The sequence below is a fragment of the Pseudomonas sp. 14P5.3.2 genome, assembly GCF_057799175.1.
This window is the reverse complement of record NZ_JBYOKU010000024.1, coordinates 59026-74204: the sequence shown is the minus strand read 5'-3', so window position 1 is coordinate 74204 and position 15179 is coordinate 59026. Positions and strand designations below refer to the sequence as shown.

The 15179-nt window shown below is 63.2% G+C and carries 8 protein-coding genes; 6 read left to right on the top strand and 2 right to left on the bottom strand.

Translation table 11 applies throughout. The annotated features are described in order from the left end of the window. Positions 1 to 100 precede the first annotated feature (100 nt). The 6 genes from AC27VU_RS19230 to AC27VU_RS19205 are packed head-to-tail and all read left to right on the top strand — an operon-like array spanning position 101 to position 6817. Positions 101 to 826, top strand: a complete 726-nt coding sequence (locus AC27VU_RS19230; protein WP_103486330.1) for an RDD family protein — start codon at positions 101 to 103, stop codon at positions 824 to 826. Next, on the top strand, positions 823 to 1800 hold the full coding sequence (locus tag AC27VU_RS19225; RefSeq protein ID WP_400497837.1) for a stage II sporulation protein M: 978 nt from the start codon (positions 823 to 825) through the stop codon (positions 1798 to 1800). The genes AC27VU_RS19230 and AC27VU_RS19225 overlap by 4 nt, the downstream gene beginning before the upstream one ends. Then, positions 1787 to 3331 (top strand): DUF4129 domain-containing protein, encoded by a 1545-nt coding sequence (locus AC27VU_RS19220; protein ID WP_488724678.1) that lies wholly within the window; start codon positions 1787 to 1789, stop codon positions 3329 to 3331. Before AC27VU_RS19225 ends, AC27VU_RS19220 begins: the two co-directional genes overlap by 14 nt. Beyond that, positions 3328 to 4491 carry a DUF4350 domain-containing protein gene (locus AC27VU_RS19215; protein ID WP_488724677.1) on the top strand — a complete coding sequence of 388 codons (1164 nt, stop codon included), beginning with the start codon at positions 3328 to 3330 and terminating at the stop codon, positions 4489 to 4491. Before AC27VU_RS19220 ends, AC27VU_RS19215 begins: the two co-directional genes overlap by 4 nt. Continuing rightward, positions 4488 to 5489: an AAA family ATPase gene (locus AC27VU_RS19210; protein ID WP_488724676.1), complete on the top strand. Its 1002-nt coding sequence runs from the start codon at positions 4488 to 4490 to the stop codon at positions 5487 to 5489. The genes AC27VU_RS19215 and AC27VU_RS19210 overlap by 4 nt, the downstream gene beginning before the upstream one ends. Then, entirely contained in the window at positions 5486 to 6817 is a 1332-nt protein-coding gene (locus tag AC27VU_RS19205) for a DUF58 domain-containing protein (RefSeq protein WP_488724675.1), read from the top strand. Before AC27VU_RS19210 ends, AC27VU_RS19205 begins: the two co-directional genes overlap by 4 nt. A 15-nt stretch (positions 6818 to 6832) precedes the next feature. On the opposite strand, the gene AC27VU_RS19200 is transcribed toward AC27VU_RS19205, so the two are convergent. Then, positions 6833 to 11095, bottom strand: coding sequence for a carbohydrate binding domain-containing protein (locus AC27VU_RS19200; protein ID WP_488724674.1), 4263 nt, complete (start codon positions 11093 to 11095; stop codon positions 6833 to 6835). After that, positions 11088 to 15131, bottom strand: a complete 4044-nt coding sequence (locus AC27VU_RS19195; protein WP_488724673.1) for a Tc toxin subunit A-related protein — start codon at positions 15129 to 15131, stop codon at positions 11088 to 11090. Before AC27VU_RS19195 ends, AC27VU_RS19200 begins: the two co-directional genes overlap by 8 nt. Positions 15132 to 15179: the final 48 nt, after the last annotated feature.

The following is a 15179-nucleotide window of genomic DNA, read 5'->3' as shown; positions in this document are numbered from 1 at the left end:
GCACCACACGATGTGCAATACATAGTGATGTCGTTTTCCCCCAAGAGGCTGCTAGCATCGGACAGACCTCGCCTCCCGATCCGGCCCCATCAGGTAGCCCATGCTCGAGAACACAGCAGCGCCACGGAAAGCACCGCTGAACCCGCCACTCGATAGCCGCTATCAAGTGGAAACCCCGGAGGGCATCGACCTGCCGTTGCGCCCGGCCGGCCTGATGGTGCGCAGCCTCGCCTTCGGCATCGACCTGGGCATTCGCGGAGCCATCCTCGGCGTGCTGTTCCTGCTGCTGGCATTTCTCGGTCAGCTCGGCATGGGCCTGGGTTCGCTGCTGCTGTTTGCCGTCAGTTGGTGGTACATGGTGCTGTTCGAAGTGCTGCGTCAGGGCCGTTCGCCGGGCAAGCAATGGATGGGCCTGCGGGTGATCCACGATGACGGCACACCGATCGGCTGGTCGGCCTCGCTGCTGCGCAACCTGTTGCGTTTTGTCGACCTGCTGCCGTTCGGTTACTTCCTCGGGGCGATCAGTTGCCTGCAGCACCCGACCTTCAAACGCCTGGGCGACATCGCCGCCGGCACCCTGGTGGTCTACAGCGAACGCCCACTCGCACGCCCGCAACTGCCCGACGCCCAGCCGCGTCGCTCGCCCGTCCCGCTCACCCTCAGCGAACAACGCGCCCTGCTCGCCTTCGCCGAACGCCAGGGCGAACTGTCGCCAGCGCGGGTCAACGAGCTGGCCGCGCTGCTCGCCCAGCCGCTGCACATCTCGGCGCCCAAAGCGGTCAGCGAACTCAACGGTATCGCCCGCGGCTTGTTGGGGCCGACATGAAGCAGAGTCTTTTCGAAACTCGCCACAAGGCCGAATGGGAGCGCTTCACGCTGGCGCTCGAACGCCTCGAACATGGCAAGGACACCTCGCAAGTGGCCACTTTCCCCAAGGCTTATCGACGCCTCTGCCAGCATCTGGCGCTGGCACAGGAGCGCGGCTACAGCAGTTTTCTGACCGACTCGCTGCAACAACTGGTGTTGCGCGGCCATCAGCAGCTTTACCGGCACCGCAGCCGCTTCGGCGCCAACCTGCTGGGTTTCATCCTCGCTGACTTCCCCCGGCTGGTGCGCGCCGAATGGCCCTTTGTGCTGGCCGCCGGCCTGGTGTTTTTCGGCAGCCTGATCGGTTTTGCCTTGCTGGTGTATGCCTTTCCCGAACTGGTCTACAACCTGATCCCCGCCGAACAGGTGCGCGAGATGCAGAGCATGTACGACCCGGTGGCCGGGCACCTCGGGCGTTCGGCCGAACGCGCGGCCAGTGAAGACTGGGTGATGTTCGGCTACTACGTGATGCACAACATCGGCATCGCCTTCCAGACCTTCGCCAGCGGTTTGCTGCTGGGCGTGGGCAGCGCGTTTTTCCTGCTCTATAACGGCTTGATCATCGGTGCGGTGGCCGGGCATCTGACTGAAATCGGTTTCGGGCAGACGTTCTGGTCGTTCGTGATCGGCCACGGGGCTTTCGAGCTGAGCGCCATTGCCCTGGCGGGTGCCGCCGGCCTGAAACTCGGCTGGGCGTTGATCGCGCCCGGACGCCTGACGCGCGGTGAAGCACTGAAAACCGCCGCGCGCACAAGCGTGCTGCTGGTGTGCGGGGTCATGCTGTTCCTGCTGATCGCGGCGTTCATCGAAGCGTACTGGTCGTCGCGGACCGGGGTCACACCGCCGATCAAATATGCGGTCGGTGCCGCGTTGTGGATCGCCGTGGCGGCCTATCTGCTGTTCGCCGGAAGGACCCGCCATGCGCCTGAGTGATGCCACTGTAGCGATCCGCCCGCGCAGCACCTGGGAAGCCATGGACCTGGGCGTGCTCATGAGCCAGCAGCATCGTCGTCTGCTGATGACCAGTTGGGCCATCGTCACCCTGCCGCTGTTCGTCGTGCTCAGTCTGCTGCTGTGGGATTCGCCGTCGCTGGCGGTGTTGATTTTCTGGTGGCTGAAACCGGCGTACGAACGCCTGCCGCTGTACATCCTGTCCAAGGCCCTGTTCGGCGAAACACCCACTCTGAAACAGGCCCTGCGCGAATTTCCGCGGCAGCTCAAACCACAACTGCTGGCCAGCCTGACCTGGCGCCGCCTGAGCCTGAGTCGAAGTTTTCTGCTGCCGGTGGTGCAACTCGAAGGCCTCGACGGCACCGCCCGCCAGCAACGCTTGCAGGTGTTGCTGCAACGCAATGCCGGCGCCGCGCAGTGGCTGACGATCATCGGCATGCATCTGGAGACCGCGCTGTGGATCGGCCTGATGGTGCTGTTCTACATGCTGCTGCCACAGCAGATTGAAACCGACTGGGACTGGCAATCGCTGATCCTCGACGCCGATCACCATTGGCGTTGGCTGGAACACCTGACCAACGCCTTCTACGCGTTGGTGCTGGTGGTCTGGGAACCGATTTATGTCGCCTGCGGTTTCAGTCTGTATCTGAACCGGCGCACCGCACTGGAAGCGTGGGACATCGAGTTGGTATTCCGTCGTTTGCGCCAGCGTTTGAACAGCAGCGCTCTGGGTCTGCTGCTGGCGGTCTGTCTGTGGCTGCCGGCGGTGCCACCGGTGTGGGCGGATGCCCCGGCCAACGCCCCGGAGGCGCCACGCCTGCTGCACCAACCGCTGACCAGTCAGGCTGCGCACGACAGCATCAAGGCGCTGCTCGAACAACCGCCATTCAAGAACAAGGAAAGCGTGACCCGCTACCGCTTTGGCGACGACCCGGCCACCCCGGCCGAGGGCAAACCCGGCGAGCCACCGCAATGGCTGAAAACCCTGCTCGGCTGGCTCGACGGTCAACGCTTCAATGCCTTGGCGGTGTTGATCGAGGTGCTGCTGTGGGGCGCGTTGCTCACGGCCGTCGGCTGGCTGATCTGGCGCTATCGCGAGTTTCTGCGCACCTTCGTCAGTCGCCGGGCGAAGTTGCCCACCCGCGTCAGGCCACCTGCGCCGCAACAAGCATTTGGTCTGGACCTGACCCCGCAATCCTTGCCCGACGACATCGCCGCCAGCGCCGAACAACTCTGGCAGACCCAGCCGCGCGCGGCGCTGGGCCTGCTCTATCGCGGCTTGCTCAGCCGTCTGCTCCAGGATTTTGCCCTGACCTTGAAACCTGCCGACACCGAGCATCAGATGCTGCTGCGGGTCGAGCAATTGCAGCGCCCGGAACTGCTGGCGTTCAGTCGCACCCTGACGCTGCACTGGCAGAACATGGCCTACGGGCACCGCGTGCCGGCGGCACATCTGCAACAGGAACTGTGTGACGGCTGGCGCGCCTTGTTCGAGCAGGGAGCGCGCGCTTGAACCGGCGCAACGCGTGGCTGCTCGGCGGGCTGATGGTCGCCCTGCTCGCGGCGTTGAGCGTTTATCTGTACCTCAAGGCGCGGCCCTATCAGGAAGTGATCGATCACGGCCCCTCGCCCCAGGCGCAGGCCAATCCTTATCTGGCGGCAGAAATGTTTTTGCGCGAGCGCGGCCTCAACGTCAGCCACGCCGAAACGCTGGCGGTGCTGCCCGACATCGATCCGCGTCGGCACACCCTGCTGTTGTTCGGCGAACGTTCGCGCATGACCCCGCGGCAGGTCGATCAGGTATTGAACTGGGCCCGCGCCGGTGGGCGACTGGTGTTCGTCGCCGAAGCCCTGTGGGATGAGCAGGCCAGACAAAGCGCTGACCTGTTGCTGGACCGGGTGCAGTTGCACCAGTCCCTGAGCAAGGATCTCAAGGAGCCGCCGGCGGAACTGGCCGATGATCCGTACCCGAACCTGACCAAACTCTATCTGGAAGACGAGGACGCGCCGGCCTACGCCGGTTTCGACACCGCGTTCCATCTGGAAGACCCGAAGAATCTCTCCCAGGCCTGGGCCAACAGCGCCAAGGCCACGCACATGATGCAGTTGGCGTACGGTCTCGGCTCGGTCACCGTGGTCACCGATGCCGAGCTGTGGAAGACCCCGGCCATCAGCAAACACGACAACGCCTGGCTGCTCTGGTACCTGAGCGCCGACACCGACGTCACGCTGATTTTCAACACGCTACACGAGGGGCTGCCGAGCTTGCTCTGGCGTTACTTCCCGCAAGCCATCGTCGCCCTGCTGGCGCTGATCGGTCTGGCCCTGTGGCACCTCGGTGTGCGCCACGGGCCTTTGCAGGCACCCGCTCAGCGTGGCCGTCGCCAGTTGCAGGAACACCTGCGCGCCAGTGCCGATTTCATCCTGCGCCACAACGGTCAGCACACGCTGTTGCAAGCCCTGCAACAGGACGTGCTGCGCCGCGCCCGCCGCCGGTATCCCGGTTTCGACCAATTGAACGTGGCCGAGCAGTGGCTGGTGCTGTCGCGCCTGACCCGTCAGCCGACCCGCGCCATCAGCCAGGCCCTGAGCCCGGTGTCGAAACAGCGCATGAGCAGCGCTGATTTCAGTCGCCAGGTGGCCCACCTGCAAACCTTGAGGAACACGCTATGAGTGAACAGATCGAGCCCGGCAGCGCCAGCCACGCCGCCCAGCAACGCCAGCGTGCCAGCCAGTTGGCGCAAGCGGTGCGCGACGAATTGCAGAAGGCCCTGATCGGCCAGAACAGCGTGATCGACGATGTGCTGACCGCGTTGATCGCCGGCGGCCACGTGCTGCTTGAGGGCGTTCCGGGGCTGGGCAAGACCTTGCTGGTGCGGGCGCTGGCGCGTTGTTTCGGCGGCGAGTTCGCGCGCATCCAGTTCACCCCGGACCTGATGCCCAGCGACGTCACCGGCCACGCGGTGTACGACCTGCACACCGAGCAGTTCAAGCTGCGCAAAGGGCCGCTGTTCACCAACCTGCTGCTGGCCGACGAGATCAACCGCGCCCCGGCGAAAACCCAGGCGGCGTTGCTCGAAGCGATGCAGGAGCGCCAGGTCACCCTCGAAGGCCGGGCGCTGCCGATCGCCCAGCCGTTCATGGTGCTCGCCACCCAGAACCCGATCGAACAGGAAGGCACTTATCCATTGCCGGAAGCCGAGCTCGACCGCTTCATGCTCAAGGTGCGCATGGATTACCCGGAGGCCGAGCAAGAGCTGAACATGGTGCGCCAGGTCAGCCGCTCGACCCGTGCCGACATGCTCGACGTGCAGCCGCTGCGCACCGTGTTGCAGGCCAAGGACGTGCAGGCCCTGCAACGCATCGCCAGCGACTTGCCGATCGACGATCAAGTGCTGGATTACGCGGTGCGCCTGGCGCGCAGCACCCGCTCCTGGCCAGGCCTCACACTCGGTGCCGGGCCGCGTGCCTCGATTGCGCTGGTGCGTTGCGCCCGCGCCCGGGCGTTGCTGCGCGGCGGCGAGTTCGTGATTCCCGATGACATCAAGGGCTGCGCGCTCGCAGTGCTGCGCCATCGCGTGCGGGTGGCGCCGGAACTGGACATCGAAGGTCTGCCGGTCGATCAGGTGCTGCAGCAATTGCTCGACCAAGTGCCGGCGCCGCGCCTGTGAAACCGTCACGCCTGCTGCTGATCTGGCTCGCTGTTCTGCTGGCCGGCGGCACGCTGCTGGGCACCGTGCAGGCGCTCGACATCCCGACCCCCGCCAGCCTTTCGGCGATCAACTGGGGTTTGCTCCTGGCTCTGCTGGTGCTGGCGATCATCGATGCGTTACGCCTCAGGCGCTTGCCCTCGCCGCGGATCAAACGCCAGATGCCCGGCAATCTGGCACTGGGTCGCTGGAGTGAAGTACGGCTGCAGGTCAGTCACGATTTCACTGAGCCGGTCGCGCTGAAGATGTTCGACCACGTGCCACAGGGTCTGAGTTTTGAAAACCTGCCGCTCCCGGTCGAGCTGCAACCCGGACAATTCAGCGAGGTCGGCTACCGCTTGCGTCCGTTCAAGCGCGGTCACTTCACCTTCGGGCATTGCGAAATCAGCCTGCCCAGTCCCTTTGGCTTGTGGACAGGCCAACGCCTGCTGGAAGTGAGCAGTGATATCCGCGTCTACCCGGACTTTGCAAAGCTCTACGGCGGGCAATTGCTGGCGGTGGATAACTGGCTGAGCCAGCTCGGCGTACGTCAACGCCAGCGTCGTGGCCAGGGCCAGGAGTTTCATCAGCTGCGTGAATTCCGCGAAGGCGACAGCCTGCGCCAGATCGACTGGAAAGCCACCGCCCGCCAGCGCACGCCGATTGCGCGCGAGTACGAAGACGAGCGCGACCAGCAGATCATGTTCCTGCTCGACTGCGGCCGACGCATGCGCAGCCAGGATGACGAGCTGGCGCATTTCGACCATGCGCTCAACGCTTGCCTGCTGCTCAGCCACGTGGCACTGCGCCAGGGCGATGCGGTGGGGTTGTGCACGTTCGCCGTCGATCAACCGCGTTATCTGGCGCCGATCAAGGGTTCCAGTCAGCTCAAGGTCCTGCTCAATGCCGTCTACGATCTCGACAGCAGTCAGCGTCCTGCTGACTATTCAACGGCGACCCATCATCTGTTGGCCCGCCAGAAGCGCCGGGCGCTGATCATTCTGCTGACCAACCTGCGTGACGAGGACGACGAAGATCTGCTCGCCAGCGTCAAACGTCTGGGCCAGCAGCATCAAGTGCTGGTGGTCAGTCTGCGCGAGGAAACCCTCGACCGCGTGCGCAATTCCCCGGTTCAGACGCTGCCCGAAGCCCTGGCCTACTGCGGCACCGTGGACTACCTCAATGCCCGGGCCGAACTGCATGAGCGCCTGGCCGCTCACGGCGTGCAGGTACTGGATGTGCGCCCCGGCGAGTTGAGCACGGGGCTGGTGAACCGCTATCTGAGCTGGAAGCGTGCCGGCGTTATCTGATCAAACCATGAGTCCTCAGAAATCCAGCGCGAATTCGTACAGTTGACTGCTCATTCCTATTTCAATGCCCGCGTACACCCTGGTGCCCGTCTGGAACTGAATGTCGATGGTGGTTCTGCCATCCTCGCCCGTGATCGTCGACCCGAGTTGCGAGTTGTCCAGACGCCAGAACACTGTTTTGCGTGCCAATGGCACTTGGCGTCCATCGGTAATAAGCACCTGGAAAACGCCCGCGCTTAATTTTTTCATGTCGCTGATGCGCGCCGAATCCGGCCCGACCACCTCGATATCGATTGATCTCGAGTAGGGGTAATCGACAATGGAACTTGTCAGCGGGAAGACGCCTGGCTCATTCGCCAGGAAGTTACTGGCGGTGGATCCGCCATCAGGCCCTGTGACGGAAGACTTCCGGCCACCGGCAAAATCCCAAACGACGCCGAGCCCGCCCCAACCGCGCCCATCGTCAGATCTGACCACCGTGACCTGCGCTGAAAACTGTTGCCGGGGATAGACCACTGTGCGATCAGCCGAAAACCTTTGGATGATCGGGCCGTTTTCAACAGCCAGCGCCAGCAGCGCGTAGTCCCACCCGCCCTCGCCGCCCCGCACTGTCGCGGCCAAGGCCCGGATGCCGGAGGTATCAAGATTGAACCGTACGATCGCCCGGCCTGCGGCATCGGTGACTGTCGAAGGAAGGGCAACCTCCGCAAACGTCCACATGACCTCAACGCCGCTGAGCGGCTGCCCTCCAATCGCCGAGACAATCGTCGCTTGGGCGAGCACTTGCGCACCGGGATAAACCGCAGATTCCAGCATGATGAGCTCACTGATTTTCCGCGGTTCCTCGAGCGTATACGCCAAGGCAATCGACTCTGAATGCAACGCATCCCCCACCGTTGCCGTCAGCATGGAGGCACCTGGAATCTGCGGTTTGAACTGCACCCTCGCCATGCCGTAAAAGTCAGTCAGACTGGTCAACGTTCCCAGCTCTGTATTGCGCCAGGTCACCACGACGCCGGCGATGCCTTGACCGGTGATGGATGAGACGACCCGGACCTCTTCGACGAGTGTCTGCCCCCACTCCAGCACTTGCTGAACGGTGCTGCCGGCGAGCAGTTTGAGCACTTGCTCGCCGGTGCCCAGCGACATCGCATTGGCCGGTGACAGGCTGGCCAGACGCGCGGCGCTCAGGCGCAGGGCGAACCCTCCATCCATGAGGTCGGCGCATCGCAGCGTGTAGCGAAAACCAAGTGCCGATGGCTGACGGGGGACACCCAGTGCGGGCTCGAATGTCAGCCCCAGTTGCGCAGGCCCGGTGCCGGTCAGCCCCAGCGTCAGCTCCTGCTGCAACAGCGGACTGTCCTCCTTGATCAACAACTCGAGCACGTGATTGCCCGAACGCCGCGGGAAGTAGGTGCGCGCGCCCCAGGTCTGCTCGAGATGGCCATCGAAGCGCACGCTGACACCTTGCCAGGGATCACTTGCCAGCGCCGTGACCCTGAGTTCGCGCTGCTCCTGGTAATTATCGAAACGGCTGAGCAACTGTGCTACGACCTGATGCTGACCTGCTGAGGTGGGTGCCAGGGCAAAACCCGACCAGCCGAACGCATCGGTATCGACGACCTGATCTGCATTGGCGGCATGCCAGCGCACCGCGACGCCTGTCACTGGCTCGCCGGTAAACGCTGACACCACTTGCACCCATTGCCAGGCGGCATCCTGATTGATCACCGGATCGACCGGGGTTTCGCGCCAGCCTTCAATCCTCACTTTATTGTGATCCAGCTGCATTGCATTCACTGGCGTTGCCCGGGCCAATCCAGGCAGGCGCAGCTGCAGTGAAAATTGCCCCGCAGCGGCACTGGCGGCGAAATCCAGCGTCCACCCGGTGCCGCCATCGGCGAGGGTCTGCGCCAGCTCAAGCGCCGGCTCGACAACGGCATTCAGGTCTGCGGGTGGCGTGCCCTGCCACTCCAGAAAGGCCTCAAGTCCCACCAACGGACTCAACGGATTGGGCAGGAACCTGAGAGTGTGCCGCGCGCCAAGACACGGATAGAACATCGACTCGCCCGGCGTGCCGGGTACCTGATCGAGCATCACCGACAGTTCTTGCGCCAGATCAGTGGCAATCAGGCGTCCGAACAATTCCCGTGGTACCGAAATGTAATTCACCGACAACTGCAACGCGAACAGGCTGCTGAGACTGCTGCCCTGCTGTGAACTGAACGTCCACTCAAGGCCTGCGTCGGTCAGGATTCTGGGAACGCCGAGGTCGCTGACCGACAGCCCGATGTGCGGATCCTCGCCCCGCCAGTCCAGGGTGATGGAATGCATGATGAGCGGACTGCCGGGGTTCGGCACAAGTTTCAAGGTGTGCGCTGTGCCCTTCCAGCACAGCAGCCCCAACTCGACCAGATCCACCTCGACGTCGTCGAACAGAATCCGCACCTCGCGCTTCCACGGATTGCTCGCCAGTGCCCTCACTGCGAACGCTCGCTGCGTCACGACAGCCTCGGCATGCGCACGCACACGGGCGGTCACCACGTGCTCACCGGCTCGGCTCGGCTGATAGAGCACGCTGGCCCAGCCGCCACTGCCACTCACCGTCGAGATCGTGCCCTCGGGCGTGTCCCAGTCCACCAGCGCATGGTTGACCGGATCACCATCGCCGGTGGTCAGCACATGCACCACTTGCACCCGCAGCAGGACGCTTTCGTCCTCATCCACCACCGGAAATTTATTCGCCTCCTGCACGGCGCCGATGCGCACCACATTGCGCGCCAGCGACATCGGCTTCCAGTCCGAGGGCAACAGCAGTTTCGAACAGCGCAGTTGCAACTCGAAGCGACCATCGAGCCGATCGTCGCAGGTCAGGACCCAGTTCAAGTCCGTTGCGCCGACCGCCACCGGTTGTTCCAGCTGCGGCTGCACCTGCACGCCCAACTGTCCGGCAGAAGTACCTTGCCAATGCAGCGCCAGCGTCGTCGCGCGCAACACCGGCGGCACCCGCACTTTCAATGGATACGTCGAACCCCGGTTGGGATAACCGGTCTTCTGCGCCCAGGGCAAGGCATTGTCCTCGACCACTGCCAGCAGGTCTGCCCATGGATCGGTCGCCAGGACCTGGACCTCCAGGTTCGTGGTTTCAACCCCGGCGGCATAGTAGGGACTGGCCACCGACGCCTCGATGGCGAACGTGCCTGCGGCTTTGGGCCGATAATCGAGGTACGCCCAGCCCTCGGCATCGGTGGATGCCGTCCCGACAATCTCCTGCCCTTCGCTCGTCCAGGTCACGGTGCGCCCGGCCAGATACTGGCCGGTGTAAAACGAGGCCACCCGAACCCCGAGGCGCACCGATTGCGCGAGTTCCAGCACCGGGTAATACGCGGCCTCCAGCACATCGCTGAACACCAGGCGGTGATGCCCCAGCGAAACCTCGATCGGGTACGGTTCGGCGCTGTACTGGTTGACCAGACTGGCCGTGAACACAAAGGGCTCCTGACCTTCGAGCAGCGGGCAATACAGCGTCCACAACGATTCGAGTGGCTGCGCGACGCCCCAGTCCGGTGTTGCGCGCACGGCGCCTTGCGGATTGTCGTCGCTGGTCAGGGCGACCGGGGTGTACTGCCACGGGCTGTCGGGCGCGGGCACGCATTCGAACTGATGCTGGAAGCTGCCGTCGGCGCCCAGGCACAGATACAACGGCGCGTTCGCTGACAGGTGCTCACGATCCAGCACAAATCTGTGCAGCTCCAACGGTGCCAGGTGTATCCCCAGATGAATGCGGGTGATGCAGACCTTACGGTAATACTCCTCAGGGTTTTCGTTCACCGGCGAGATCACGGTAACGCGAATCTTCTGCTGGCGCGGCAGCGGCAGATCGAGCGGAATGTTGTAACTGACTGGCACGAAGTCCAGAGGCTGTCCGCTGTCGATACGAGCCAGTCGCTCCGGGTTGCCCGGCGGCAGGGGAATTTCAGCCAGTGGCGTGCCCTCCAGCGTAGTGATGCTCAGCGTGCCCGGATTGGCGTGGCGCGTTTCACACAGGAAACTCAACACATAACGGGCGCCGGAGCCTTGCTCGACAGGCAAGGTGACCTCCTGCGCAGCCGTGCCCCGATTGGCGGCGGCAAGGAACTTGATCATCGTGCCGTCGTAAAGCTCCCCCGCGATCACCACCTCCGCCGTGTTGCCGCCCTTTGTCCAGCTACTGAAACCTTCGTTGAAGTCACCGTTGAGTATCAGGCTTTGATTGGCCTCGATGTCCCGATCAACCATGATTGCCTGCTCCTTTGCCGTTACGTGGCTGACGCGAAGCCATGGTCCGGGTGACCAGATCCTTGACCGCCAGGGTGAAAGTCGGCTCGCCGGCTTTCGCCGTATAACGCACGCGCACGATGATGTCAGTGACCGAGTTGAGCATCGACGCCTGCGGCTGGTTTTTCGGCCACGGAAAGTTCAACTGCCAGCGCGACACCGCTCCGGTGTTCTCGAAGGGGTTGAGCAGACCTTCGTCCGGTCTGATCGCTGTCATGCCGTTGTCGGCCAGGCCCACCGACAGGCCGATCTGCTGGCCGCTGCGCAGATTGAACTGCACATCGGCCGGAGCGACCTTGCCCGTGGGCTGATGCAGATACGCCACCGACGCTGCCGAAGCCTTGGTCGCGGTCATGCTGCCGATCTGCAACAAGGTGGCCTGGATATCCTCATACGGCCCGACCAGCACCGCCATATCGACTTCGAGCAGATTGAGCAGCCGGCAGTATTCCCCCGGATGGTCGCGGTCGAACAGCAACTGCGTCAGCTGGAACTCCAGCGTGCCCTTGTCGATCAAGTCGGCCAGCGCCTGAGCCCAGTCAGCAAACCCGGCCTGCGGATCGCTGGCGTCATCGAACAGGCGACGCAGCGACACCGTCTTGACCCGTTCCAGACGCCGCTCATGGCTTTGCAGGTACTGGCGATCCATGCGCAGCAGGTACTCGCGCAGATGCTCGCCGGCCGTCAGCCCATGGCGATTGTCCTGCCAGACCCGCGGCAACGGATCGCCGACCTCATATTCACCGGTTTCCGCGCTCAGTGCCGCGCGAGCACTCAGGCACAGGCTGACCACCGCATCGTAGGCCTGATAGTGCAACGCCTTGAGCTGGCCCAGCAGCCAGCCGAACAGCTCGGCGTTGCTGGCGCGTTTTTTCAGGAAGTTGTACAGAGACTGGGCTTGGCTGTTGCGGCGCAGGGTCTGTTCGAGACTGGCCCTGGCGGCGCCCAGCGCGAACGTCTGCGCGTTGAGCTGTTCATCGATGGCTCGCACTTCCGCTCGTGCCTGATCGCGCTGCAGTTCCCATTCCCGGCGGCGCAGGCGATAGCTCTCGATCAGTGCCTGTTTTTCGGCGTCTATCTGCATGGCCGTGGCGTTGATCTGCAGGCCGAAGACCAGCGCATTGGCGATCGCGTCGAAGCGCATGCCGCCGGAGGCGACGCCGAATATGCACGGCCCGACGGCCAGCGCCGCACCACCACTATTGATCGCCATCGTGCCGAAATTCAGCCATTTGGCCGATTGCAGTTTTTCCATGACCTCATATTCGGTGTCGGTAATGTGCTCATCGAACCAGGCCTGGAACCGGTCGGCGCGCTCCTGCGCCATGCTGCGACTCTGGCTCAGCGCCGTCACCTGGGCCTGCTGCTGCTCGAGCGACTGCTCCTGAACCGTGCGGGCGTACGCCTCCAGTTCGCCCAGATATTCCTGCTGAATCTCTTCCAGTTCGGCGCGGTCGCGTTGTTCGATCAGGCGCAAGACCTGATTGCCGTATTCCTGCAAGGTCTGCACCGCGCGCAACGCCGCTTCATAGGTGACGCGCCAGCGAAACGCGCCGACCACCAGACGGCCGCCCATCGGGCGTGGGGCACCGCCGCCGCTGGCCAGGTCACGGAGCAATTGATCGGGATCGGTCGGCGGACTGAACAGCGGCACATCCAGCGGTTTGCCGTCCAGGGTCAGGTTGTTACGCAAGTTGTTCAGGCGCTGGACTGGCAAGTCGAACAGCTCCAGCAACTGCTCGTTGATCGGACACTTGAACGGTTCGTTCGCCAGCAGCCCCATCAGCGGCGGGGCATCGGCGGCCGGTGGCACATCGGCCAGAGAAAACACCAGCTCCTGCTCGAACTTTTCCAGTGCCGGACGCGTTGCGCTCTTTGCCAGCAACGCTTCCACGCTTTGCGTCTCCCAACGGGTGACGACCGTTGCAGACGGTGCCTTGCCCATGAGGAATTCGGCCTGCACGTAACACAGCTTGGCTGCCACCAGCGCATCACGGGTGAGTTGCCGGTAATACCAGTCACCCCAGGCGACGAGGTTTTTCACGTACTCGCTGAACACCAGAATCTGATAGTGCCGCGGGCTGGCGTAGGCGATGGCATCCGGATCGGTCAACCTCACGGCCTCGCAGCCGGCATTCCCCGCCGCGACCAACGGGCGGCAGCGCCAGTAGTCGGGTCTCTGCGGCTCGCTCGTGTTGGCCCTTGCCTGGGGATCGAACAGGTGATGCAGCCAGTTCTGTGCTTCGAGAAAACGATCCTCGGCCCGCAAGCGCGTCGCCACCAGATGCGGCAGATGGAAGAACAGCTCCCAGAAGAACAGACCGTTGGCGCCGTCGAATGCCCCGTTGGGCTCGCTGATCGTACCGTCGGCCGGTGGCGGCTCCACGAGAAACTGGCTGTCCCACTCGAGCACGGCATCCACGGATATCTGGCTGCGCTCGACCAGTGCCGGGCCGAACAGGGAATTCAGACGCGCGAGTTGCAGCATGCCTTCTTGTCTGAAGGCGATGAACTGCGCCGCATCCAGCGAATTTTTTACCAGTGTCGGCGCGGTGAAACGGCGCAGGTTGGTGAAGTCCACGGTGAATTTCTTGGTGCCTTCGTCAGCGTTACTCAGGGTGAAAGCGAATGACGAGACAAAGCCTCCGGTCGAACGCTTTAGCGTCATCCAGTCAGTGGCCCAGCCGCCAGAGGTGGACTTTTTGACTGTAATCTCTTCGGGATCCCCACTCGCGCCATTGTGGAACGTCAGCTTGAACTCTACGTCGCTGCCAGCGGCTCGCGTCTTCTCTCGGCACAGGCCCCTGATCCACAGAAAATCCTGGTTTCCCACCTCGTTGAACACCACCTGCAAGGCGTAGTAAGCCGTCAGTGCTTTGTCGTCCTGACTCTGTACCGTCACCGTCGGCTGACTCTTCGAGGTCAGCGGATGCTGGACGATCAACTGATCGGTGAAACGGTGTTCCGCCAGGTGATCGAGCCAGCTGCCGTCGTCCTCGGGCAGCGGGCGAAACAGCACATCGCGTGTCGCATGGACCTTGAGCACCCCGGTGCCGTTGATCAACAACACCCCCAGACGCCCCTTGGGGTGCTGCGCATCCGCCAGCGTGGTCGCAATCAGTCGTGTGTCCTCGCCGAGGTCATTGGCCTCAATGGTGCTTTTCAGACTCAGAGGCGCCGACCATTCGCCGCTCTGATTCATGAACGCCAGATTGATATCCAGCTTGTACGGCACGTCCTGCGCTTCTTCCCGCTCACGCCAATGCGCCCACACCACGCACAACCGCCCGCCCCAGAACACCGGCCGCAGATCCAGCACCTTGCCGGCCACCGGAATATCCACTGGTTGCCATTCACCCCAGGCGGCCGGATTGATCGCAGTGCCACTGGACGTCAGTTCGATGTCAGCCTTGCGCCAGAAATACTGGAACGGCTGCACCCGCTGACGGCCAATAAAATAGTAGGTCGCGCGCGTGGCCGAGTCGGTGTCCAGACACGCACTGATCACGTCGAGGTTGCAGGTTTGCTCGAACGTCTTGAGATAATTCTGCAGGGCACGTTGCACCGAGTCGCCGTTGAGGCGCGTCTGGTTCAGGTCATTCTCGAGGGTTTTGAACAGCCCGCTCTTGCGTTGCCGGACAAACGGATTGATGTAGTTTTCCGGGTACACCGCAATCATCGACAACGCCGCCCAGTCGGGGAAATTGCTGTACAGCTCCCAGAGTTTCAGATGCTCCTTTTCGAAGTCGACCTCGGCGTAGCCTGGCTCGAGCTTGCGGTAGGCGGCATGGATGAATTGCTGGGCGCAACTGGTCGCCTCGGCCACCCATGAGCTTTGCACCGGATAGTTGTCGAGTGGGTCCAGGCGCAACAACTCGAACAGGTCTTGCGGCGTTTTCACGAAGGCGTATTTGCTCTTGGCGACGTGACCGATGCAGTACTCCACCAACGCGGTACGACGTTTTTCCAGCAGTTCAGCCAGGTTGCGCTGAGTCATGGTCGGTTTCTCCTGAGGACGGGCATCCACGCGCCCTCAACGAACGGC

What these genes read in the sequence shown, in the direction of transcription:
- AC27VU_RS19225 (WP_400497837.1), top strand. Translation starts at nt 823, where the DNA reads ATGAAGCAGAGTCTTTTCGAAACTCGCCACAAGGCCGAATGGGAGCGC.
- AC27VU_RS19200 (WP_488724674.1), bottom strand. Translation starts at nt 11,095, where the DNA reads ATGGTTGATCGGGACATCGAGGCCAATCAAAGCCTGATACTCAACGGT.
- AC27VU_RS19195 (WP_488724673.1), bottom strand. Translation starts at nt 15,131, where the DNA reads ATGACTCAGCGCAACCTGGCTGAACTGCTGGAAAAACGTCGTACCGCG.
- AC27VU_RS19220 (WP_488724678.1), top strand. Translation starts at nt 1,787, where the DNA reads ATGCGCCTGAGTGATGCCACTGTAGCGATCCGCCCGCGCAGCACCTGG.
- AC27VU_RS19210 (WP_488724676.1), top strand. Translation starts at nt 4,488, where the DNA reads ATGAGTGAACAGATCGAGCCCGGCAGCGCCAGCCACGCCGCCCAGCAA.
- AC27VU_RS19230 (WP_103486330.1), top strand. Translation starts at nt 101, where the DNA reads ATGCTCGAGAACACAGCAGCGCCACGGAAAGCACCGCTGAACCCGCCA.